Origin of the sequence: Micromonospora sp. NPDC005206 (assembly GCF_040608175.1) — a bacterium.
GTDB lineage: Bacteria > Actinomycetota > Actinomycetes > Mycobacteriales > Micromonosporaceae > Micromonospora.
In genome coordinates this window covers 1-21,745 of record NZ_JBEXHU010000039.1, presented here as the reverse complement: position 1 = coordinate 21,745, position 21,745 = coordinate 1, and the positions used below count along the sequence as shown (strand labels likewise).

At 72.4% G+C, this 21,745-nt stretch carries 22 protein-coding genes and 1 pseudogene; 8 read left to right on the top strand and 15 right to left on the bottom strand.

The features are described 5' to 3' along the window. Positions 1–14: 14 nt before the first annotated feature. Positions 15–950 (top strand): LD-carboxypeptidase, encoded by a 936-nt coding sequence (locus tag ABZU69_RS34950; protein ID WP_354968533.1) that lies wholly within the window; start codon positions 15–17, stop codon positions 948–950. Between the two features lie 19 nt (positions 951–969). On the opposite strand, the gene ABZU69_RS34945 is transcribed toward ABZU69_RS34950, so the two are convergent. Further along, positions 970–1,854, bottom strand: a complete 885-nt coding sequence (locus tag ABZU69_RS34945; protein WP_354968532.1) for a virginiamycin B lyase — start codon at positions 1,852–1,854, stop codon at positions 970–972. A 232-nt stretch (positions 1,855–2,086) separates the two neighbouring features. Between ABZU69_RS34945 and ABZU69_RS34940 the strand changes: the two genes are divergently transcribed. Continuing rightward, positions 2,087–2,563 (top strand): hypothetical protein, encoded by a 477-nt coding sequence (locus ABZU69_RS34940; RefSeq protein ID WP_354968531.1) that lies wholly within the window; start codon positions 2,087–2,089, stop codon positions 2,561–2,563. A gap of 48 nt (positions 2,564–2,611) precedes the next feature. Here the strand turns inward: ABZU69_RS34940 and ABZU69_RS34935 are convergent, their stop codons facing one another. The 4 genes from ABZU69_RS34935 to glnA all read right to left on the bottom strand — a co-directional run bounded on the left by ABZU69_RS34935 (position 2,612) and on the right by glnA (position 5,736). Further along, positions 2,612–2,992, bottom strand: a complete 381-nt coding sequence (locus tag ABZU69_RS34935; protein ID WP_354968530.1) for a VOC family protein — start codon at positions 2,990–2,992, stop codon at positions 2,612–2,614. A 151-nt stretch (positions 2,993–3,143) separates the two neighbouring features. Next, entirely contained in the window at positions 3,144–3,836 is a 693-nt protein-coding gene (locus ABZU69_RS34930) for a WYL domain-containing protein (protein WP_354968529.1), read from the bottom strand. A gap of 36 nt (positions 3,837–3,872) precedes the next feature. Beyond that, positions 3,873–4,298: a DUF350 domain-containing protein gene (locus tag ABZU69_RS34925; protein ID WP_354968528.1), complete on the bottom strand. Its 426-nt coding sequence runs from the start codon at positions 4,296–4,298 to the stop codon at positions 3,873–3,875. An 88-nt stretch (positions 4,299–4,386) separates the two neighbouring features. After that, a complete protein-coding gene (gene glnA, locus ABZU69_RS34920; protein ID WP_354968527.1) occupies positions 4,387–5,736 on the bottom strand; it encodes a type I glutamate--ammonia ligase in 1,350 nt (449 codons plus the stop codon). 257 nt (positions 5,737–5,993) lie between these two features. On the opposite strand from glnA, the gene ABZU69_RS34915 reads away from it, so the two are divergent. From ABZU69_RS34915 to ABZU69_RS34905, 3 genes and pseudogenes are all read left to right on the top strand, one after another. After that, a complete protein-coding gene (locus ABZU69_RS34915; RefSeq protein ID WP_354968526.1) occupies positions 5,994–7,751 on the top strand; it encodes an NAD+ synthase in 1,758 nt (585 codons plus the stop codon). Positions 7,752–7,871: 120 nt separating this feature from the next. Beyond that, complete coding sequence (panB, locus tag ABZU69_RS34910) at positions 7,872–8,717, top strand: 3-methyl-2-oxobutanoate hydroxymethyltransferase (protein WP_354968525.1); 846 nt, start codon at positions 7,872–7,874, stop codon at positions 8,715–8,717. A 173-nt stretch (positions 8,718–8,890) separates the two neighbouring features. Then, positions 8,891–10,140 (top strand): annotated as a pseudogene (locus tag ABZU69_RS34905) (DUF222 domain-containing protein). 144 nt (positions 10,141–10,284) lie between these two features. Here the strand turns inward: ABZU69_RS34905 and npdG are convergent. From npdG to ABZU69_RS34885, 4 genes are all read right to left on the bottom strand, one after another. Then, positions 10,285–10,983 (bottom strand): NADPH-dependent F420 reductase, encoded by a 699-nt coding sequence (gene npdG / locus ABZU69_RS34900; protein ID WP_354968524.1) that lies wholly within the window; start codon positions 10,981–10,983, stop codon positions 10,285–10,287. A gap of 81 nt (positions 10,984–11,064) precedes the next feature. Continuing rightward, positions 11,065–12,495: an RNB domain-containing ribonuclease gene (locus ABZU69_RS34895; RefSeq protein WP_354968523.1), complete on the bottom strand. Its 1,431-nt coding sequence runs from the start codon at positions 12,493–12,495 to the stop codon at positions 11,065–11,067. Between the two features lie 98 nt (positions 12,496–12,593). Beyond that, positions 12,594–13,436, bottom strand: a complete 843-nt coding sequence (locus tag ABZU69_RS34890; protein ID WP_354968522.1) for a histone — start codon at positions 13,434–13,436, stop codon at positions 12,594–12,596. An 82-nt stretch (positions 13,437–13,518) separates the two neighbouring features. Then, positions 13,519–13,722 (bottom strand): hypothetical protein, encoded by a 204-nt coding sequence (locus ABZU69_RS34885; protein ID WP_354968521.1) that lies wholly within the window; start codon positions 13,720–13,722, stop codon positions 13,519–13,521. A gap of 198 nt (positions 13,723–13,920) precedes the next feature. Here ABZU69_RS34885 and ABZU69_RS34880 point away from each other — a divergent pair, with 198 nt between their 5' ends. Further along, a complete protein-coding gene (locus tag ABZU69_RS34880; RefSeq protein WP_354968520.1) occupies positions 13,921–15,195 on the top strand; it encodes a M48 family metalloprotease in 1,275 nt (424 codons plus the stop codon). Positions 15,196–15,253: 58 nt separating this feature from the next. Continuing rightward, positions 15,254–15,751, top strand: coding sequence for an NUDIX domain-containing protein (locus ABZU69_RS34875; protein WP_354968519.1), 498 nt, complete (start codon positions 15,254–15,256; stop codon positions 15,749–15,751). 10 nt (positions 15,752–15,761) lie between these two features. Here ABZU69_RS34875 and ABZU69_RS34870 read toward each other — a convergent pair whose 3' ends face one another. Genes ABZU69_RS34870 through ABZU69_RS34860 form a run of 3 tightly spaced genes read right to left on the bottom strand, consistent with a single transcriptional unit; the run spans position 15,762 to position 17,946 of the window. Next, a complete protein-coding gene (locus ABZU69_RS34870) occupies positions 15,762–16,727 on the bottom strand; it encodes a hypothetical protein (protein ID WP_354968518.1) in 966 nt (321 codons plus the stop codon). Continuing rightward, on the bottom strand, positions 16,721–17,053 hold the full coding sequence (locus ABZU69_RS34865) for a PadR family transcriptional regulator (RefSeq protein ID WP_354968517.1): 333 nt from the start codon (positions 17,051–17,053) through the stop codon (positions 16,721–16,723). The genes ABZU69_RS34870 and ABZU69_RS34865 overlap by 7 nt, the downstream gene beginning before the upstream one ends. Before the next feature lie 20 nt (positions 17,054–17,073). Then, the gene (locus ABZU69_RS34860) at positions 17,074–17,946 is read right to left on the bottom strand and encodes an AraC family transcriptional regulator (RefSeq protein WP_354968516.1); all 873 of its coding nucleotides are present in this window, start codon (positions 17,944–17,946) and stop codon (positions 17,074–17,076) included. A 159-nt stretch (positions 17,947–18,105) separates the two neighbouring features. Here ABZU69_RS34860 and ABZU69_RS34855 point away from each other — a divergent pair, with 159 nt between their 5' ends. Then, entirely contained in the window at positions 18,106–18,714 is a 609-nt protein-coding gene (locus tag ABZU69_RS34855; protein WP_354968515.1) for a GrpB family protein, read from the top strand. Between the two features lie 6 nt (positions 18,715–18,720). Here ABZU69_RS34855 and ABZU69_RS34850 read toward each other — a convergent pair whose 3' ends face one another. The 3 genes from ABZU69_RS34850 to ABZU69_RS34840 are packed head-to-tail and all read right to left on the bottom strand — an operon-like array spanning position 18,721 to position 21,542. Beyond that, complete coding sequence (locus ABZU69_RS34850) at positions 18,721–19,317, bottom strand: GNAT family N-acetyltransferase (RefSeq protein ID WP_354968514.1); 597 nt, start codon at positions 19,315–19,317, stop codon at positions 18,721–18,723. Between the two features lie 44 nt (positions 19,318–19,361). Continuing rightward, positions 19,362–20,315 (bottom strand): redoxin domain-containing protein, encoded by a 954-nt coding sequence (locus ABZU69_RS34845; protein ID WP_354968513.1) that lies wholly within the window; start codon positions 20,313–20,315, stop codon positions 19,362–19,364. Then, the gene (locus tag ABZU69_RS34840; RefSeq protein WP_354968540.1) at positions 20,316–21,542 is read right to left on the bottom strand and encodes an epoxide hydrolase; all 1,227 of its coding nucleotides are present in this window, start codon (positions 21,540–21,542) and stop codon (positions 20,316–20,318) included. It lies immediately after the preceding gene. Positions 21,543–21,745: the final 203 nt, after the last annotated feature.

Below are 21,745 nucleotides of genomic sequence, written 5' to 3'. Positions count from 1 at the left end.
TAGGCTCTGCGGTTGTGATCAGCGAGGACCTGACCGTCATCCGCCCGCCCGCGCTGCGCCCGGGCGACACGGTGCTGCTGGTGTCGCCGTCCGGGCCGACCTCGCCGCAGCGGGTGGCCCGTGGGATGGAACTGCTCACCGGCTGGGGCCTGCGGCCGGTGCCGGCGCCGAACGCGTACGCCCGGCAGGGCTACCTGGCGGGCGCGGACGAGCTGCGCGCCGCCGACCTGAACGCCGCGTTCGCCGACCCGCAGGTGCGCGGGGTGATCTGCACCCGTGGCGGATACGGGGCCCAGCGGGTGGTGGACGCCATCGACATGGCCGCGGTCCGCCGCGACCCGAAGGTGGTGGCGGGCTTCTCCGACATCACCGCGCTGCAGTTCGCGCTCTGGCGGGGCGCCCGGCTCGCCGGGGTGCACGGCCCGGGGGCGGCCTGGCGGGATGAACGCACCCCGCTGCGCTCGGCCGAGTCGCTGCACGCCGCGCTGATGACGACCGAACCGGTGACGGTCACCGCGGTGGCCGGCGAGGAGACCTATCCGGTCCGCGTCCCGGGTCGGGCCACCGGCACCCTGCTCGGCGGCAACCTGTGCATGATCGCCGCGTCGATCGGCACGCCGGACCTGCCCGACCTGACCGGGGCGGTGCTGTTGATCGAGGACGTGCAGGAACCTCCGTACAAGGTCGACCGGATGCTCACCCACCTGCGCCGGGCCGGCGCGCTGGACGGGTTGGCCGGGGTGGCGGTCGGCCAGTTCACCGACTGCGCCGACGGCTGGGACACCACGATCGTCGACGTACTCGGCGAACGCCTCGGTGGCCTCGGCGTACCGGTGCTCGGCGGACTGCCGATCGGCCACGGCCCCGGCCAGCTGACCGTCCCCGTCGGCACCCAGGCCACCCTCGACACCACCACGGCCACCCTCACCGTCTCCCCCGCCGTCGCCTGACCCGCTCCCCTCGCCCGCGTCACAAGGTGAGGCGGGCCAGGTGGCCGTTCTCCAAGGCTGCGTAGATGCTGCCGTCGGGGGCGACGGTGAGGCCGTGCGGCTCGGAGTTCGGGGTGGGCAGCTCGTAGGTGTCGACCCGGCCGGTCGGGTCGACGTGGCCGATGCGGTTTCCGGCCCACTCGGTGAACCAGGCGCCCCCGGACGGATCGGCGACGATGCCGTGCGGCCGGGCCGTCCGGTCCGGCAGCGGGTACTCCTCGATCTGACCGTCGGGGCTGATCCGCCCGACCTGACCGGCCCCGATCTCCACGAACCAGAGCGCCCCGTCCACGCCCGCGGTGATACCGACCGGTGCGGCGCGCTCGGTGGGCAACGGGTGCACCCGTACGGCGCCGTCCATGCCGACCCGGGCGATCGCGTTCGCCTGGTTGAGGGTGCACCAGACGGCGTCGTCCGGGCCGGCCGCCACCATCGAGGCGAACGCCCCGGAGACCGGCAACGGCACCTCGGTGACCACCCCGTCGGTGCTCACCCGTCCGACGGTGTCGGAGTTCATCCCGGCGTACCAGAGGGCGCCGTCCGGGCCCGCGGCGATGCCGCACGGGCCGGTGCCCGCCGGCAACGCGACCTCGCGCTGCTCCCCGTCGGTGGTGATCCGGCCGATCCGGTCGTCCCCGGAGCGGGTGAACCAGAGCGCGCCGTCCGGACCGGACGTGACGATCAAGGGCCGGCTGCCCGGATCGCCGGCCGCCCAGCGGCGCACCGAACCATCCACGTCCACCCGGGCGATCGCGCCGGCGTGGACCAGGGTCAGCCATAGGGCCTCGTCGGGGCCGGTGGTGATGCCGTACGGCCCGGCCTGCGGGTCGGTGATCGGGAGTTCCCGGATCGGTGTGGACGTCACGAGAGGCTGCCTTCCGTCGGTGGATCCCGGTCGACCGGGCCCGCACGGCTCGGCCCACCCGGGGCACGGCGAGGAACCACCCTCACCCATCGGGCGTACCGAGGCAACCCGTTTGTCCGACTCGGCGGGCCGGATTGCCAGCTGGCGGACAGCTTCGGCACGGGTTCCACCCAGCCGGGCTGGTCACTGTCGGTGATGACATCGCAGCACCACCGAGAATCTGGAGGAGAGCATGTCCCGCACCATCCGCAAGAAGCACCTGCTGGCCGGTCTGGCCACCGCCGGCGTCCTCGGCGTGGGGATCGCGGCCCCGACGATCGCGTTCGCCGCGGACGCCACGTCGACGCCGAGCGCCAGTAGCACCGCCGACGGCCCGGGCACGAAGGCCGACCGGCAGGGCGAGTTCGCCGAGGCGCTCGCCAAGGAGCTGGGCGTCTCCCCCGACAAGGTGACCGCCGCGCTGGAGAAGGTCCGCGAGCAGCAGCGCGCTGACCGGCCGGAGCGGCCGTCCACCGAGGACCGGCAGGCCGCGCTCAAGGAGCGGCTCGACCAGGCGGTCAAGGACGGCAAGCTCACCCAGGAGCAGGCCGACGCGATCACCAAGGCCGTCGAGGCCGGTGTCTTCCCCGGCCCGGGCGGCCACCGCGGTCCGGGTGGTCACGGCGGGCCGGGCGGACACGGCGGCCCCGGCGGTACGGCCGGCAGGTGACCGTCGGCGGCCCCGCCCGACCGGGCGGGGCCGCCACCGACCAGACCGTCAGCCGGCGGGGGCGGGCGGGGGCGTGAACACGCCGAGGTGGTTGCCGGCCGGGTCGAGCAGATGGGCGAGGGTGAGCCCGCTCGGGGTCGTACGCGCCGCCACCAGCACCTTGCCGCCGGCCGCCTCGGCCCGCTGGCAGGTCTGGGCCACGTCGGCGACCTCGGCGTAGAACACGGCGTAGTTCGGCGACGTCCCGTCGGTCGCCCGGATCGCCCCGCCGATTCCGGTGTCGCCACCGGCGCCGGTCACCCGGTAGGACCCGCCGTTGGCCGCGCCCTGCTCCTCGAAGGTCCAACCGAACAACTCGCCGTAGAAGCGCTCCGCCTCCTCCGGCCGATCGGTGCCGATCTCGAACCAGGTGATGGGCGTCGTGGACATCTGCTGCCTCCAGGTTTCCCGTGCCGGCCGTGCGGCCGTCGTCAGGAGCAGTCTCGGGGCCGTCCGCGACACCGTCCTGTCGGTGTTTCCGGATCACCCGACGGGGTCCGCGCCGGCCGGGCCGTGCCCGACGCGACCCGCGCCGTCGGTCTCAGACCAGGCTGAGCCGTCGGACCCGCTCCTGCGGGATGTCGAGATCCGCCGGGCGCAGCTCCCGGGCCACCACCTCGGGCAGTGCCCGCACGCCCCGGATCCGGTCAGTGCGGAAGCAGCGCAGCTCGTCGCGCAGCCGGCACCAGGCGAGCAGGTACCAGTGTCGAGGGTTGCCGAGGTAGCCGAGCGGCTCGACGTCGCGTGCCGAATCAGCGCCGTCGCGGTTCGCGTACCGGATGCGCAGCACCCGCCGCGCTGCGACCGCGTCGGCGACGATGGCCGGGACGGGCGTGGCCGGCCCGTCGCCGATCAGGTGCACGCGGCCGGCGAGCCGGTGCGCCTCGGCCGCGTCGGCGGCCGGCAGGACCGCCACCAGCTTGCGCAGCGCGGTGGCACCGGGCCCGGCGAACGGCGTGCCGGCGAGCCGGTGCAGCGCGACGGCCATCGCCACCGCCTCGGCGGCGGTGAGGTTGACCGGGGGCAGGGTGCGGGCGCGGTCCAGCACGTAGCCGCCGGTGCGCCCCGGCTCCGCCCAGATCGGCACGCCGGCCTCCTGCAGGGCGCCGATGTCGCGCTCGATGGTCCGGCTGCTCACCTCGAAACGCGCGGCCAGCCAGCGGGCGCTACGCGGCCGGGGCGACATCGCCCGCAGCTCCTCGACCAGGGCGTAGAGGCGGTCCGTGCGGTTCATGCCCGGCACGCTACGGCCGGGGTACGACGACCGCGCTCAGGCGATGCAGGCGCAGACGATCAGCGCCGCGCCGAAGTGGGTGGCCGCGCTGACCCGGGCCGCCGGGTGCGGCTCCGGCGAGCAGATGACCTCGCCGAGCTTGCCCGGGGTGAGCAGGTCGAGCACCACGAAGGCCAGCGCCATGATGGCCAGACCGAGCAGCCCGAACACCACGGTGGAGGCGAGCCCCTTGCCGAAGTCGCTGTAGCTGGTGAGGATCGCGGTGAAGACGATCCCGGCGATGCCCAGCTGGTTGGCGGCGAGCAGCAGCCCCGCGTTGGCGTTGCGGTCCACCCAGATCAGGTCCCGCAGGCGGCCGGGAGTGAGCAGGTCGACCAGCCCGAACCCGGCCGCCATCAGCCCCACGCCGACGACACCGAACAAGACGCTCTGCCAGGCACCGCTGAGCAGATCCTCCAGCACCGACTGCCTCCCGACTCTCCGCCCGGAGGGGTACCGGCGCGGTGATCGAGACGATAGCGGCAGCGCGCAACGGCGTCAGCCCCCGTGGCTACAGCGCCAGGTAGCGCTGCCGCTCGTACGGGGTGACCTCGCGGCGGTACTGCTCCCACTCGGCTCGCTTGTTGCGCAGGAAGAAGTCGAAGACGTGCTCGCCGAGCACCTCGGCGACCAGCTCGGACCCGGCCATCACGTCGATCGCCTCGGCGAGGTTCTCCGGCAGCGCCTCGTACCCCATCGCCCGCCGCTCGGCGTTGGTCAGCGACCAGACGTCGTCCTCGGCGCCCGGCGGCAGCTCGTAGCCCTCCTCGATGCCCTTCATGCCGGCGCCGAGCAGCACCGCGAAGGCGAGGTACGGGTTGGCCGCCGAGTCCGGCGAACGGACCTCGACCCGGGCCGAGTTGGGCTTGCCGTAGGCCGGCACCCGGACCAGCGCGGACCGGTTCAGGTGCCCCCAGCAGACGTACGCCGGGCTCTCGGTGATCCGGTCCGGCAGGTGCTGCGGGAAGAGCCGCTTGTACGAGTTGACCCACTGGTTGGTGACCGCGGTGTACTCGCGGGCGTGCACCAGCAGGCCGGCGATGAACGACTTCGCCACCTTGGAGAGCTTCATCGGGTCGCCGTTGTCGTGGAAGGCGTTGCGCTCGCCCTCGAACAGCGACAGGTGGGTGTGCATGCCGCTGCCCGGCTGGTCGGTGAACGGCTTCGGCATGAAGCTCGCCTGCACGCCGGTGGAGAGCGCCACCTCCTTGACCACGTGCCGGAAGGTCATGATGTTGTCGGCGGTGGTGAGCGCGTCGGCGTAACGCAGGTCGATCTCCTGCTGGCCGGGGGCGACCTCGTGGTGGCTGAACTCCACCGAGATCCCGATCCGCTCCAGCGCCAGCACGCCCTGCCGCCGGAAGTCCCGGGCGACGGCGTGGGTGGTGTGCTCGAAGTAGCCGCCGGTGTCCACCGGAATGGGCACCGAGCCGTCCTGGGGGCCGTTCTCCAGCAGGAAGAACTCGATCTCGGGGTGGGTGTAGAAGGTGAAGCCCTTCTCGGCGGCCTTGGACAGCGCCCGGCGCAGCACGTGTCGCGGATCGGCCCAGGAAGGCCCCCCGTCGGGCAGCAGGATGTCGCAGAACATCCGGGCACTCTCGCCGCTGACCCCGCCCTCGAACGGGAAGACCTGGAAGGTCGTCGGGTCGGGCATGGCGACCATGTCGGATTCGAAGACCCGGGCGAAGCCCTCGATCGCCGAGCCGTCGAAGCCGATGCCCTCCTCGAAGGCTGCCTCCAGCTCGGCGGGCGCCACCGACACGCTCTTGAGCGTGCCCAGCACGTCCGTGAACCACAGCCGGACGAACCGGATGTCCCGCTCTTCCAGCGTACGGAGGACGAACTCCTGCTGACGGTCCACTTCCACCCCTCGCGACACCTGTTTGCCATCACCGGCCGGGCTGGCCGGGCCTGACCGACCAGTCTCCACGGGCCCGGTTACGCCGACGTTACGCCAACGCCCGGCCGCCGTCCTGCCGTGGCCGCCGAGGTGCCCGCGCGCGGACAGCGGCCCGACGTGAGCCGGCCGTCCGGTGGGTGGCCGAGCCCAGCGGCGCGTGGCCCGCATCTCCCGCCGGGCGCCGTGTCCGCCCCGAGCGGCTGGGGCAAGATGAGGGCATGCCCACCCTGCGTCTCGCCCTGTCCCAGGTCAACCCGAGCGTCGGCGACCTCGCCGGCAACGCCGACCTGGTCCGCAGCTGGACACGCCAGGCCGCCGACGCCGGCGCCCAGCTGGTGCTCTTCCCGGAGATGATGCTGACCGGGTACCCGGTCGAGGACCTGGTCTTCCGGCGTTCCTTCGTCGCCGCGTCCAGGGCCGCCCTGGAGCGGCTCGCCGCCGACCTCGCGGCAGACGGCCTCGGCGCGCTGCCGGTCGTGGTCGGCTACCTGGACGCCGACGGGCCGCCGCAGGTCAGCGGGGACGCCGAGCCGGGCCGGGGCGCCCGCAACGCCGCCGCCCTGCTGCACCGGGGCGCGGTGGCCGCCCGCTACTTCAAGCACCACCTGCCCAACTACGGCGTCTTCGACGAGGATCGCTACTTCGTCTCCGGCGACACGCTGACCGTCGTGCGGATCGGCGGGGTGGACGTCGCGCTGACCATCTGCGAGGACCTGTGGCAGGCCGGCGGCCCGTTCGCCGCCGCCCGGCAGGCCAGGGTCGGCCTCGTGGTCAACATCAACGGCTCGCCGTACGAGCTGAACAAGGACGACATCCGGCTGCCGCTGGTCCGCCGCCGGGCCGCCGAGGCCGGCGCCGCCATCGCGTACGTCAACATGATCGGCGGCCAGGACGAGCTGGTCTTTGAGGGCGACTCGATGATCGTGGGCGCCGACGGTGAGCTGCTGACCCGGGCCCCGCAGTTCGTCGAGCACCTGCTCGTGCACGACGTGGAGCTCCCGGCCGCCGCCGAGACACCGGCCGTGGAGGCCGTCGCGGACGCCATGCGGGTGGCGCACAGCACGGTGGACGTCATCCCGCCCACGCCGTCCGGGCCGCCCGCGATCGGCGGGTCGATCGAGCCGGTGGCCGACGAGGCCGAGGTGTGGCAGGCGCTGGTGCTCGGCCTGCGCGACTACGTCAACAAGAACCGGTTCCCGTCGGTGGTGCTCGGCCTCTCCGGCGGCATCGACTCCGCGGTGGTGGCCGCGCTCGCCGTCGACGCGCTCGGCCCGGACCGGGTGGTCGGGGTGTCGCTGCCCAGCCAGCACTCCTCGGAGCACTCCCGGGAGGACGCCGCCGACCTGGCCAAGCGCACCGGGCTGGATTACCGGGTGGAACCGATCCAGCCGATGGTGGACGGCTTCCTGGCCAACCTGTCGCTCTCCGGGGTGGCGGTGGAGAACCTTCAGGCCCGGGTACGCGGCGTGATCCTGATGGCCCTGTCGAACCAGGAGGGCCACCTGGTGCTGACCACCGGCAACAAGAGCGAGCTGGCGGTCGGCTACTCCACCCTGTACGGCGACTCGGTGGGCGGCTTCAACCCCATCAAGGACGTCTGGAAGACGCTGGTCTGGCGGCTCGCGAAGTGGCGCAACGCGGACGCGATGCGGCGGGGCGAGACCGCGCCGATCCCGGAGAACTCGATCGGCAAGCCGCCGAGCGCCGAGCTGAGCCCGGGCCAGCTGGACAGCGACACCCTGCCCGACTACGACGTGCTGGACCCGATCCTGATCGGATACGTCGACGGCGACCTCGGCCGGGACGGGCTCGTCGAGTCGGGCCACGACCCGGCGGTGGTGGACAAGGTGCTGCGGCTGGTGGATACCGCCGAGTACAAGCGACGGCAGTCCGCTCCGGGCGCGAAGATCTCGATGAAGGCGTTCGGGCGGGACCGTCGGCTGCCGATCACCAGCCGGTGGCGCGAGCACGGCTGAGTCGCCCGGGTGCGGTGGAGTGACATCTCGCACTGCGCCCTGCCGTCACCCCCTTCCGCGGTGCGACGATCGCTGCGGAACCCGGGGACCGCGCAGGCGGCCTCGAGGAAGGAGACAGTGATGGTGGAGTCCACTCCGAACGAGGTGACCGCCCTGTACGGCGGGCCGGCCACGCGACGAGTCCGTACCCGCGACCTCATCGCCGCCAAGGAGCGCGGCGAACGGTGGCCGATGCTCACCTCGTACGACCAGTACACGGCGGCGATCTTCGACCAGGCCGGAGTTCCGGTGCTGTTGGTCGGCGACTCGGCCGCGAACAACGTGTTCGGCTACGAGACCACCCTGCCGGTCACCGCCGACGAACTGCTCCCGCTGGTGCGGGCCGTCGTACGGGCGACCCGGCAGGCACTCATCGTCGGTGACCTGCCGTTCGGCTCGTACGAGGAGGGCCCGACCCAGGCGCTGCGCACCGCCGTCCGGTTCATGAAGGAGGGTGGCTGCCACGCGGTGAAGCTGGAGGGTGGCCGCCGCTGCGCCGCGCAGATCGCCGCGATCGTCGGCGCGGGTATCCCGGTGATGGCGCACATCGGTTTCACCCCGCAGAGCGAGCACACCCTGGGCGGTTACCGGGTGCAGGGCCGGGGCGACGCGGCCGACGAGGTGCTGGCCGACGCGCGGGCGGTGGCCGAGGCCGGCGCGTTCGCGGTGGTGCTGGAGATGGTGCCGGGTGAGGTGGCCAAGCAGGTCACCCACGAGCTGCCGATCCCCACGGTCGGCATCGGGGCGGGCCCGGCCACCGACGCGCAGGTGCTGGTCTGGCAGGACATGGCCGGCCTGCGTACCGGCAAGGCACCACGCTTCGTGAAGCGGTACGCGGATCTCGCCGGCGCCCTCACCGACGCCACCCGTCGATTCGCCGACGAGGTCCGCGGCGGCGAGTTCCCGGCCGCCGAGCACACCTTCTAGGACAGTGGGCGGCGCGGGCCGGCCGGCACGGCGTTTCCGCTCGCCGGCCGGCCCCGCCGCTGGGTCGGGGTCGCTGGGTCGCGGTCGCTGCCTCGCTGCCTCTCCAAACGACAGCGGCAGTCCAATCGATCAAGATGACTGAGATTGTCGTACACCTGTTCTAGTCTCTGGTCGTGGTCGAGGAGTTGGCGCAGGCGGAGGACGCGGTGGCGGCGTGCCTCGACGTGGCCACCTGGGCCGTCGCGGAGCACGACCTCGTCGCGGCGCTCGACGCCACACACCGGCTCGAGCAGCGCCTGGCGGCCGTCAAACTGACCCTCGTGCGCGAGCTGGACGGCCGAGGCACCGCCCGCGCCCAGGGCGCGTCCTCGACGGCGCTCTGGCTGCGAGATCGACTACGGCTCACCGTCCCCACCGCCCGGCGGCTGGTCGACCTCGCCAGCACCCTGGACGCCGGCGCCCCCGGAGTGCGCCGCGCGCTGGCCGACGGGGCCATCAGCCTGGAGCAGGCGCGGGTCATCGGCGACACCGTCAACACCGTGCACGCCACCGCCGGCGTCGCGGCCGCCGACAAGGCCGTCGGCGTGCTCGTCGAATGGGCAGGGCAGTTCGATCCCGTGCTGCTCCGCAGGCTGAGCGCACGAATCCTCGACCACGTCGCTCCCGAGGCCGCCGAAGCCGCCGCCCGGGCCGCGGTGGAAGCCGAGACCCACCGAGCCGCCCGAGACCGTCACGTCACCCTGTCCGAGCTGCACGATGGCCGCCTGCGGCTGACCGGCAGCCTGGACGCCGAGACCGCCGGCCTGCTGCGCGCCGCGATCGACCCGCTGACCGCGCCGTCGGGCCCGCACGACCCGCGCACCCCCGGGCAACGCCGACACGACGCGCTCGCCGACCTCTGCCGGCTCACCCTGCGCACCGGTGAGCTCCCCGAGCACGGCAGCGAGCCCGCCCAGATCGTCATCACCACCAGCTTCGACGCCCTGGCCCGACACCTCAACGCCGGCACCCTGGACACCGGCCTCCAACTCACCCCAGAGACGGTCCGCCGACTCGCCTGCGACGCAAGCATCCTGCCCGCCGTCCTCGGCGGCGCCGCTCAACCGCTCGACGTGGGCCGACAACGCCGCCTCATCACCGGGCCCCTCCGACGCGCCCTGGTCCTACGAGACCGCGGCTGCGCCTTCCCCGGCTGCGACCGCCCACCCCGCTGGTGCGACGCCCACCACATCCGACACTGGGCCGACGGCGGCGACACAAGCCTGACGAACGCCGTGCTGCTCTGCGCACACCACCACCGACACATCCACCACAACGACTGGACCGTCCGACAGAGCGGCGACGGCCACCCGAGTTCGTCCCACCAGCCTGGCTCGATCCCGACCGCCTCCCCCGCCGCAACCAATACCACCGGCGCACGTGAAGACGCCGCTGACCATCGACAAGACACGCGCAGGCCGACGAGCCAAACGGGCCATCGGCCGAATCAGGGCCGCCGACCGGTAACCCCGTCGGACAGACTCGCCGGTACGCGGCCCCGGCAAACGGGCTCGGCGGTGGTTGCCGCTCAGAGGTCGGTGACGCGGATGCCGGCGTGCGCCTTGTACCGCTTGTTGATGGCGATCAGGTTGGCGGTGAACGCCTCGATCTGGTGGGCGTTGCGCAGCCGGCCGGCGTAGATGCCGCGCATCCCGGGGATCCGGGCGGCGAGCGCGCCGACCACGTCGACCAGCTCGCGGTCCTCGGTGCAGATCAGCACGTCAAGGTCGATGCGGTCGACCTCGGGGTCAGCCAGCAGCGGAGCGCTGACGTGGTTGAACGCCGCGCAGACCCGGGAGTCGGGCAGCAACGCGGCGGCCTGCTGCACGGCGCTGCCCTCGGGGACGGTCAGCGCGTACGGGCCCTGCTTGTCGAAGCCGAGCGGGTTGACGCAGTCGACGACGATCGTGCCGGCGAGCGGCTCGGCGAGAGCGGCGACGGTCGCGGCGTGCCCGTCCCACGGCACGGCGATGATGACCACGTCGCTGCGGCGGGCCACCTCGTCGTTGGCGGCACCCGTGATGCTGGCGTCGGCCGGCATCCGGGGCAGGGCGGCGATCTCGGCGGCGGATTCGGCGGCCCGCTCCGCGGACCGGGAGCCGATCAGCACCGTCTGCCCGGCTTGGGCGAACCGGTAGGCGAGGCCCCGCCCCTGGTCGCCGGTGCCACCGATGATGCCGACCGTCAGTCCGGACACGTCGGGCAGCGTGCTCGCGTCGTATGCCATGGGCTCATCCTCGCAAACCGCCCGGTCCGGCAGCAGCGCCAGGCGCTGTGACAATCCCCGCTGCCGCCCGCCGCGGCCGGGTCAGGCCAGCTCGAACAGGACCGAGCGGGCCTCCGGGTCGGCGGTGACCAGCCGGACCCGGACCCGTTCGCCGAGCGGCAACTCACCGAGGCAGCGGGCGCGTACCGGCGGCGCGTCCAGGGCCACCGTTCCGCCGGGCGGTCGGGGGCGGGAGCGGCCGTTCGGTGGGGCGTCCACGTCGAGCACCGCCGCGTCGAAGGTCTCACCCACCCGGTGCGCCAGCAGCACCGCCTCGGCCAGCTCGACGGCACCCCGGCTGGCCGCCGAGGCGGTCCGGTCGGTCGTGGCCATCACCTCGGGCAGTCGGGGCATCGCGGCGCGCGCCCAGTCGGGCACCGGCCGGCCCGCGTGCAGGGCCAGGCAGACCTCGGTGGCGTACCGGTCGGCCAGGCGCCGCAACGGCGCCGTGACGTGGGCGTACGCGGCGGCCACACCGCCGTGCTCCGGCTGCTCGGGCAGCGTCCCGTCGAACGCGGTGTACGCCGCGCCGCGCATCAGCTCGGCCGCCTGGTCGATGAACGCGGCGGCTCGTGGCTGGGCGGCGTCCAGCCCGGCGATCACCTCGCCCGGGCTGGTGTCGTCCGGCCAGTGGACGCCCAGCGGCGTGGCGGCGGCCCGCAACCGCTGCACCGCCTCCGGCTTCGGCGCTGGCATGGTGCGCAGCAGGCCGATCCGGCCGGCCAGCATGATGTCGGCGGCGGCCATCCCGGTCAGCAGCGAGATCTGCGCGTTGTGCTCCTCCATGGGCACCGGGCCGCGCAGCACCAGCCGCCAGCCGTCGCCGTCGGGCTCCACGTCCTGCTCGGGCAGCGGCAGGTTGATGGCGCCACGACGCAGGCCCCGGGCGGTCAACCGGTCGCCGATCTCGGGCAGCAGCGCGATCGGCTCGGGCAGCCGACCGGCATCGGCCGCGGCCTGCACCCCGGCGTAGTCGAGCTTGGCGCGGCTGCGGACCAGGGCGCGTTCCAGCTCGACAGCCACCGTGCCGCCGTCGGCGTCCAGGTCGATGGTCCAGACGACGGCGGCCCGGTCGTCGTCGGGCAGCAGGCTGGCGGCGCCCTCGCTGAGCGTCAGCGGGTGCAGCGGCACGTGCCCGTCGGGCAGGTAGACGGTCTGCCCCCGCCGCCAGGTCTCCGCCTCCAGCGCGCCGCCCGGGCGGACGTGCGCGGCGACGTCGGCGATCGCGTACCGCACCCGGTAGCCGCCGCCCGGCCGGCGGGCGAGGTGCATCGCCTGGTCCAGGTCCCGCGACGTCGCGGGGTCGACCGTCACGAACGGCACGTCGGTGCGGTCGACGGGCGGCCGCGGCGGTGCGGCGGCCGCCTCGTCGGCCTCCTTCTGGGCGGCGGTCGGAAAGCCCTCGGGCAGGCCGAGCTCGCGGCGCAGCGCGCCGAAGTCGATGCGGGGCGCGAGTACGCGTCGGATGACCACGGGTCAATCCTGACAGCGCCGCCGGTGATCCGCTTCCGGTGACCGGCCGAGATCTCGGACCGGCGTGTCGGGAAGCGCCCGGTTGGGGCGGCCTACGGTCAGCCGGTCGCCTTCCGGGCGGCGGTCCGGGTGCCACGCGGGGCGGTGGTCCGGGCGGCGACCGGACGTGCCGGTGACTTGCGGGCGGTCACCTTGCGGGCCGGAGCCTTGGCCGCCACGGTCTTCTTCGCCGGGGCCTTCTTCGCCGCCGCCTTGCGGGTGGTGGTCGACGAGGTGGCGGTCGACTTCGCGGCCGGCGCCTTCTTCGCAGGGGCCTGGCGGGCACCACCGCTCGGGCCGGTGGACGCGGCCTTCTTCGCCGCCGTCTTCTTCGCCGGGGCCTTCTTGGCGGCCGTCTTCTTCGTGGTGGACGCCTTGGTCGCGACCTTGCGCGCCGGCGCCTTCGCCGCGGCGGTGGTCTTCCTGGCCGCCGCCGTGGTGGTCTTCTTCGCGGCGCCGGTCGTCTTCTTCGCGGCGCCGGTGGTCTTCTTCGCGGCGCCGGTCGTCTTCTTCGCGGCGCTGGTCGTCTTCTTCGCCGTACCGGCGGTCTTCCGCGCCGTGCTGGCCGTGGTCTTCTTCGCCGCCGACGCCGGGGCCTTCTTGGCGGCGGTGGTCGTCTTGCGGGTGGCGGTCGAGGCCTTCGCCGGCGCCTTCTTGGCCGCGGTGGTGGTCTTGGTGGCGGCCTTCTTCGCCGGGGCCTTGGCCGCCGTGGTGGTCTTCTTGGCCGGGGCACGTCCCGCCCCGCCGGCCGCCTTGCGGGCCGGCGCCTTCGCCGCAGCCGTGGTGGACTTGCGCACGGGGGTGGTTCGGCTCGCTGCCGTGTTCCGCTCTGCCGCGGCGGTCTTCTTCGCGGTGGTACGCCGGGCGGCCGGGCGGGTGGTGGCCTGCTGTGCTTCGGCCATCGTGGTTCCCTCCTTGGGGACGTGCTCTCGCGTGCGTCCTCGCGGAGCACGAAATACCTCGGCGCGGGCCGTCCCGCGCCGTCTACCTGTCCTCCCCGGCCCACCGGGCGTCCTCGGCGTCCCACGCCTCGTTCCGCTCCTGCACCCGTTGCAGGGCGTTCTCCGCGTCGGCCGCCGAGTCGTACGGGCCGAGGACATGCTTCGCCGGGCACACGTCGGCGCCCGTCTCGACCCGGTGGTGCCGGGTGCACCAGTAGAACTGCCCACCACGTCCGCTGTCGCTCATGGGAATCACTGTGCACCGCGAACCGACCGGCCGCCACCGGATCGCACAAGTAGCCGACCCTCTCCACAGTAGATATGCATTGCGTCTGTCGGGCCGGAACACCAAAAGAAGGCCAGGCCGGGATACTTCGCGCCCGCCGCCGGCCGTCGGCTGAACGGCCGGTTCCGGCGTACGACGGGCCTGGGGCAGGATCGTCCCGTGATCAACACGGTGACCGGCACGGGGGCGTGCCCGGGGTGTGGGGCCAAGACGGAGTCCGTACGCGACGCGGTGCCATGGTGCCCACGCTGCGAGTGGAATCTGGACACGTACGACCCGGTGCGGCGCGAACGCGAGTTTGGCTGGACCTGGGTCGACCGGTGGACCTACCGGATGGCGTTCCGGACGACCAGCCGGCAGTTCACCCAGCTGGCCGGGCGACCGCTGGGCGCCAACGGGTCCAACAGCGCCCGGACGCTGACCGCAGTGGCGTCGCTGGCGCTCGTCGCGGCGGTACTCGCGCTGGCGGTCACCGGCGCATGGCTGATCGTGGCGTTCCCGTTTCCGAACCTGGCGATCCTGCCGGGTGTAGCGATGGCCGGTCTGGCGGTCGCCCTGCGGCCCCGGTTCGACCGGCTCGACCCGGAACTGGAGGTGCTCTCCCGCGACCGGGCGCCGGAGTTGTTCGCGCTGATCGGCGAGGTGGCCACCGCGATCGGGGCACCGGCGCCGGACGTGGTCGGCGTCGACAGCGACATCAACGCGTACGCGGGAGCGGTCGGCGTGCGGCGCCGGAAGGTGCTCTGCCTCGGACTGCCGTTGTGGGGTTCACTCACCGCCAGCGAGCGGGTGGCGTTGCTCGGTCACGAGCTCGGCCACTTCGTCAACGGTGACCCGCGCCGGGGGCTGCTCACGCAGCCCGCGTTCACCATGCTCCGCTCCGCCGCCGACCTCTTCCGGCCGGTACGAACGAGCGTCGGCGCCGGGCTGGTGGAGATGGTGGGTGACGCGCTGGGCCGGGCGTTCCAGTGGGTGGTGTCCCGGGTGCTGTTCGTCGCCCACCTGCTGTTGGTGAGCATGGCGCTTCGGGACAGCCAACGCGCCGAGTACCTCGCCGACGAACTCGCCGCCCGGGTGGCCGGCTCGACTGCCGCGACCGAGCTGCTCGACGCCCTGCTCGGCGGCGAGTCGATGGCGCTGGCGGTGCGTCGGGAGACCCAGGCGGGACACGGCCCGGACCGGTGGCGTTCGGCGTTGGCTGAGGCCCGCGCCGCGAGCGCCGATCGGCTGCCGCTGCTGCGCCAACTGTCGGTCCGCGACGAGGCGTCGCTGTTCGCCGCCCACCCACCGATCGGACTGCGCCGCCGCATGCTCACCGACCGCCCGTGGCAGGACCCCGCGGTGGTCCTCACCGAGGCCCGCATGGAACGGATCGACGCCGAACTCGCCAGGGAGTACGAGCGCTTCCGCCGTACCGTCAGCTGGTCGGCCTGACGCTGACCTGGCGCGACGGGACGGCGCTGCCCGGTGGGGTCGTGCCTATGATCGCCGGATGGGAACACCGGACTACATCGTGGGGCTGCGCAAGCACGTCGGCCACGACCTGCTGTGGCTGCCCAGCGTCAGCGCGGTGGTCCGCAACGACGCCGGTGAGCTGCTGCTCGGCCAGCGCGCCGACGACGGACGCTGGTCGGTGATCAGCGGGTTCGTCGAGCCGGGCGAGCAGCCGGCCACCGCGCTGGTCCGCGAGGTGCGGGAGGAGACCGGCCTGGACGTGGTGCCGGTACGGCTGTCCAGCGCCGTCTCGCACCCGCACACGTACCCCAACGGGGACCGCTGCGAATACCTCAACCTGGGCTTCCTCTGCCGACTGGTGGCCGGCACCGCCCGGGTCAACGACGATGAGTCGCTGGCCGTGCGGTGGTTTCCGTTGGACCGGCTGCCCGAGTTGGACAAGCACGCCCTGCTGGTCATCGCCTACGCGCTGCGCGAGAACCAGTCGGCCGGGTACCTGGAGCCGGGCACGACGTGGGACGACGTGCCCGACTGAGCTGCACGGATCAGACCGACGACGGGGTCGGTGTCGGCGCGACGGCGGCGGGCGCCGACCGGGCCGCCCGGATGGCGTACGCGAGCGCGTAGGGCGTGCACGCCAGGTAGAGCATGGGTTCCACCTGCACCTGGTAGGTGATCAGCTGGAAGATCTCCACTGAGATGGGCCCGGGTGGGCCGACGTTCCAGTCCGTCCAGGCGGCGAAGAGCCACAGCGGCGCGGAGAGCCAGTCGACGCTGTCCGGTGACAGCGCACCGCTGAGCGGGCCAGCACCGCTGCCCGCCGGCATGATGTCGACAACGACGCGGATCACCGCAAGGTCGGCCGCTGCGAGCGCGCCGAGGACGCCCAGCCACCAGGCTCCGCGGAGCCGGTTCCGGGTGGCGAGGCTCGCGGCGGCCCAGAGAGCCAGCGTCAGGCCGACCAGCCAGAACAACAGACCGGGTACGGCGCGGGCCAGGTCGTCCGGGTAGATGACGTACAGGAGCGGGACCGCGACCGCACCGATGGGGAGCACCACGCCGAGCGCGATGCGCAGCGGGCCGTCGAGTGCGGTGTGCCGGGCCCATCGGGCGGCGTACGCCGCCAGCAGCACCGCCAACCCGACGGTGAGCGCCGTCCAGATCGGTTTCTGCGACCGCTCCGACCAGCCCACTCCCGTCAGCCCGACCTCGATCGGGTACACGGCGAAGGCGCCGCCGACCACGATCCCGACGCAGGCGATCGGGGACAGCAGCAACGCGGCCACCGTACGGCGGGCCCGACCGCGCATCAGGCTGCGATCGACGAGCGGGGCACCGGCGCGGCTGACGGCGAGGCTCACCGCGAAACCGACCATCTTCGTCCAGCGACCGCTCTCGGCGAGGACGTGCAACTCGGCGGCCCACTCGCGGCGCAGGTCGTCGCGGACGTCGGCCGGCCAGCGGCGCGCGGCCATCTCCAGCAGCAATTCGGCGGCCCGGCGGGTCACCACGCTGGCGCCCCGGTGGGCTCGGTGCCGCCCCACGAGGGACGGCCGTCGGGGATCGCGGCGCGCAGGTCGGCGAGCGCCCGCCGGGCCTGCGCCACCCCTTCGGCCGTCAGGCGGTAGTAGCGGCGGGCCGGCCGGCCGGCCGCGACGGGGTCGATCGCCTCCCAGTCGGCGGCCAGCCAGCCGGCCCCTCTCAGCCGGTGCAGCACCGGGTAGAGGGTGCCGCTGGGCAGGCCGGTCAATCGCATCAGGTCCAGCCCGTAGCGCTGCGCGTCGGGCTCGGCGAGCAGCGCCGCGAGCACCTTGGCGACCGGAATGGTGATCCGCATCCGACCACTGTATCGGGTCTCTACATAGGGGTGGGTACCCGTTCGACGGGAATCCACAACTCGGCGTCCGCCTCGGTGCCGTCCGCGGACACCCGGACCCGGGAGATCTCCGGTCCAGGTCGGCTGCGGTACGGGTTGGACGGAAACCACTGCGTGAACACGTCCCGCCACAGGTACTGCACCGCCTGCGGAAACGCCCCGGAGGTGGTGAACACCGCCCACGTCCCGGCCGAAACCGGCAGCGCGTCCAGGTCGTCCGGCGGTGCGGCTCCGGTGACCACCCCGTGCCAGTAGTCCAGCTCGGTGCCCTCCGCCCGACTGCCGGCGAGGTTGTCACTGACGTTGACGATCCCGCTCGGCTCCTGATCGGAGAGCGCCTCGATCCGCCCGGTCGTCTCCTTGTCGATGCCCCGGATGAACGCGACGATCGCCGGGTTCATCCCCTCGTGCACCAGCGGGACTCGGGCCTTCCGCCCCACCAGTGTGAACGCGTCCTTGCCGACGATTCGGTACTCCATGCTGCCGCTCCCTTCGACGGTGAGACGGAAGGACATCCGGGGCTGGGCACGCAGCGCTGCCCCCGTACGCCGAGCCTCTCCGGGACCCACGCCGTGCACGGCGTGGAACGCCCGGGCGAACGCCTCGGCCGAGCCGTAGCCGTAGTGCACGGCGACGTCGAGCAAGGTCCGCTCCCCCGCCAGGACGTCCGCGCCGGCGACGGTGAGCCGACGACGACGGATGTACTCCGACAGCGGCATCCCGGCCAGCGCGGAGAACAGCCGCCGGAAGTGGTACTCCGACGTGAGTGCGATCCGCGCCAGGTCGGCCACCTCGATTCGCTGGTCGAGGTGCCGCTCGATGTACGCCAGGGCCTCGTTGAGCCGCTCCAGCACCCGGGCCTCCTTCCCTTTCGAGCACTGACGCTAGGTCGCGGGGCAGATGCCGCACCCGACATCCGGTGCCCGCAACGGTCGGGTCTGCCCCCGGTCGCCGCCTCGGCGTGCACCGCCGATGTCGTAGCCTGGCGGACTTTGCTTCTCAAGGAGGTTGACGTGGCCGAGTATCCGCAGGACGTCGTTCAGCGCTTCCACGGCACCCCCGAGCAGGTGGACGCCGGCCTGGTGGGCGAGCCGCCACGCACCTGGGGGTCCGTCGTCATCGAGGAGTACGACCCGACCTGGGCGCAGCGGTTCGCCGCCGTCCACGCGTCGCTCTCCACGGCGTTGGAGGACCTGATCATCGGGGTGGAACACATCGGGTCCACCGCGGTGCCGGGACTGGCAGCCAAGCCCGTCATCGACATCGACCTCACGATCGAGGACACAGCGGAGGAGTCCACCTATCTCCCCGCCCTGGAACGGCTCGGATACCGACTCGCCCTCCGGGAGCCCTGGTGGCACGGGCACCGGATGCTCCTCAGCCCCGCCGAGGACGTCAACCTGCACGTCTGGCCGCGGGCCGCACCCGAACCCGTCCGGCATCGGCTCTTTCGCGACTGGCTGCGCTCGCATCCGCAGGACCGGGAGCTGTACGCCGCTACCAAGCGGCGCCTCGCGCGGGACACCGCGCACCGGCCTCGCGACTACAGCCTGGCGAAGAACCCCGTCATCGACGAGATCTACGCGCGCATCTTCGCCAGTCAGGAACAGCCGAAGCGGTAGTCGGGGTCAGCGAGTCGGCTGCCGCATGATCCAGGTGGGGACGGGCTCCGAGAGGGAGTCCACCACCTCCCAGCCGGCGCGGCGATACAGCTCGACGTTGGCCGGGTTGCTGGTCTCCAGGATGGCCGGCAGACCGTCGGCGGCGGCGCGATCCAGCCCGGCCCTCATGACGGCGCGCCCCCAACCGCGTCCAGCGCTGTCAGGGTGCGTGCCCAGGACGCCGAGATACCAGAACGGGAACGCCGGCAGGGCGGCATGCACGGCCTTGTCATAGCCCTGAACGCGGGCCAGCACGTCAGCGGGGAAATGAGCGGCGAAGCCGCTGTCCGGCGATTCGTGCCCGGCGGCCGACAGCTCGGCCGACAGTTCAGCCGGCGGCTCCCAGATGGCGACCGAGGCACCCCCGCCGATCGTCCAGATCGACGACCTGTGCACCCGCTTGTCGAAGAGATGCCCAAAGAAGGCGGCGGCGTACCGCGGGTAGGTGTCCTCGTCCGGGAACAGGTACCGCAGCACGGGATCCTTGACGAACGCGGCGACCAGCGAACCGACCACCGCGTCGCGGTCCGCTGAGGTGGCGATGGTGATCTCGGGCGCTGTCACAGCAGTCGACACTATCCCGGCCGTGTTGGCGAAAGTGACCGCGCCTATCCGAAGGTGAAGGCGTACGCCTCCGCGCCTGGCTCGCCGAACGTGATCTCCAGGGTCGACTCACGGACCGCGTCGTGTTGGCGTACGAGCTGGTAGAGGCGGCCGTCCTGGAGTACGCCGTTGCCGTCCTCGTCGATGTCGACGCCGTGCGACGGGCCGGGAGCCGCGCCATCGAGCAGCACGCGGAACGGGATCGACTGTCCCGCCCCGGGAGCCAGCACGAGATGCGCGTCGCGAGCGTGGAACCGGAAGGCGATGCTGCCGCCGGCCCGGTCCGCCACGACGTTCTCCGACCCGATCGTCCACTCGCCCGCCAGGGCCCACTGGTTCAGGGCCAGGCTCTCCGGCAACTGGTAGGCGCGGCGTTCGTCGAGCGCGGCGCCGTTCGGCGACGCGAAGTGTTCGCCGCGGCTGAAACCGAGGTACGTCTCGGGCGTCCGCAGTTCGTCCCAGTCGGCCGCTGCCTCCGGGCCGAGGCCGTCGACGGGCACCGGCGCACGCTCGACGCCGAGCAGGTCCTGGAGCACCCGCTCGGACTGCTCGTAGCGCCCCTCGCCGAAGTGCTCGTCGCGGATGACCCCGTCCGCGTCGACGAAGTAGAGCGCCGGCCAGTACAGGTTCCCGAAGGCCCTCCAGATCGCGTAGTCGTTGTCGACCGCGACCGGGTAGCCGATCCCGCGCGCGGTGATCGCCTGTCGCACCTGGTCGACGTCGTGCTCGAACGAGAACTCCGGCGTGTGCACCCCGAGAACGACCAGCCCGTCGTCGCGGTACGCCTGCGCCCACGCGCGCACGTACGGCTCCTGGCGCAGCCAGTTGATGCACGTCAACGTCCAGAAGTTCACGAGGACGACGCGCCCACGCAGGTCGGCGGGGCCGAGTGGCTCGGAGTTGAGCCACTCGACCGCCCCGTCGAGCGGGGGCAGGTGTGGACGCCCGAACACGGCCATCTAGCGAAGCGACCGGAAGGCGGTACGCAGCTCTTCGGAGAAGATCTTCGGCTGTTCCCAGGCCGCGAAGTGCCCGCCCTTGTCGAGCTTGTTGTAGTAGATGAGGTTGGGGTACGCCTGCTCGGCCCAGCTCTGCGGCGCCTCGTAGAGCTCGTCGGGAAAGACGCTCACGGCGACCGGGACGTTCACGCCCTTGGCGGCGAAGAATGACAGCTTGTTCTCCGTGTACAGACGGGACGCGGAGATCGCGGTGTTCGTCAGCCAGTAGAGCGAGATGTTGTCCAGGATGTCGTCGCGGGTGAGCCCCTCTTTGGCCCCGTCGAAGACCCGCGAGATCAAATCCAGGCTTTTCGCGTCATGGTCGAGCAGGAAGGCCGCCAGGCCGACCGGAGAATCCGTCAGCCCGGTCAGCGTCTGCGGACGTGTCGCCATCATGAGGGCATAGGCCACGTGCTTCCAGACGAAGTTGACTTCCTCGGCAGCACGCATTTCGTCGTCGGACAGACCGGATGGCAGCGAACCCATGGCGTTGTTCGCGCCGGTGGTGTCGCCCTGGAACAGCAGGTCGATCTCGGGCGGGACCGCACCGGGCATGTTGGTGTGGATGCCGAGCAGTTCCGGAGGCGCCTGGATGCCCATCTGGTCCACGACGACCGCGCCCCAGTCGCCGCCCTGCGCGACGAACCGGTCGTAGCCGAGCCGCTTCATCAGCTCGGTCCAGGCGGTCGCGATCTTCTGCGGGTTCCAGCCCGACGCGGTCGGCTTGCCCGAGAAGCCGTGGCCGGGCAGTGACGGGATCACCAGGTGGAAGGCGTCCGACGCGCTCCCGCCGTGCGCCGTGGGGTCGGTGAGCGGTTCGATGATTTTCATCTGCTCGATCACCGAACCCGGCCACCCGTGCGTCACGATGAGCGGCAGCGCGTCCTCGTGCTTGGAGCGGACGTGGATGAAGTGGATGTCCACCCCGTCGATGGTGGTCATGAACTGCGGTACGGCGTTCAGCCGCGCCTCGACCTTGCGCCAGTCGTACTCGTTCTCCCAATAGCGGGCCACGGCCTGAATCATCGCGAGTGGCACGCCCTGCGACTGGTCGTCGACGGTTTCCTTTTCCGGCCATCGGGTGGCCGCGATCCGCCTTTTCAGGTCGTCGAGGTCCGCCTGGGGAATTTCCACCGTGAACGGCCGGATCTCCGTGGTGCCCGGACGAGTCTTGGTCTTGACAGCCATGCGTGCCTTCCTCTCCGCTTGAGCTTGTTGGAGGGCATGTTCGACAAAGGCGCTGACCGGAAGTGTGTGCCAGTTCGACGGAGGCACGCGGACGCCATATGTCGGAGCCTAGGGCCTGTGTCGAAGTCGCTGCCAGGGCTTGAGCTATTGGGTGCGGATCTTCGCGTGTCGGTGTTCGAGATATAGCGAGATCTCCGGTATCT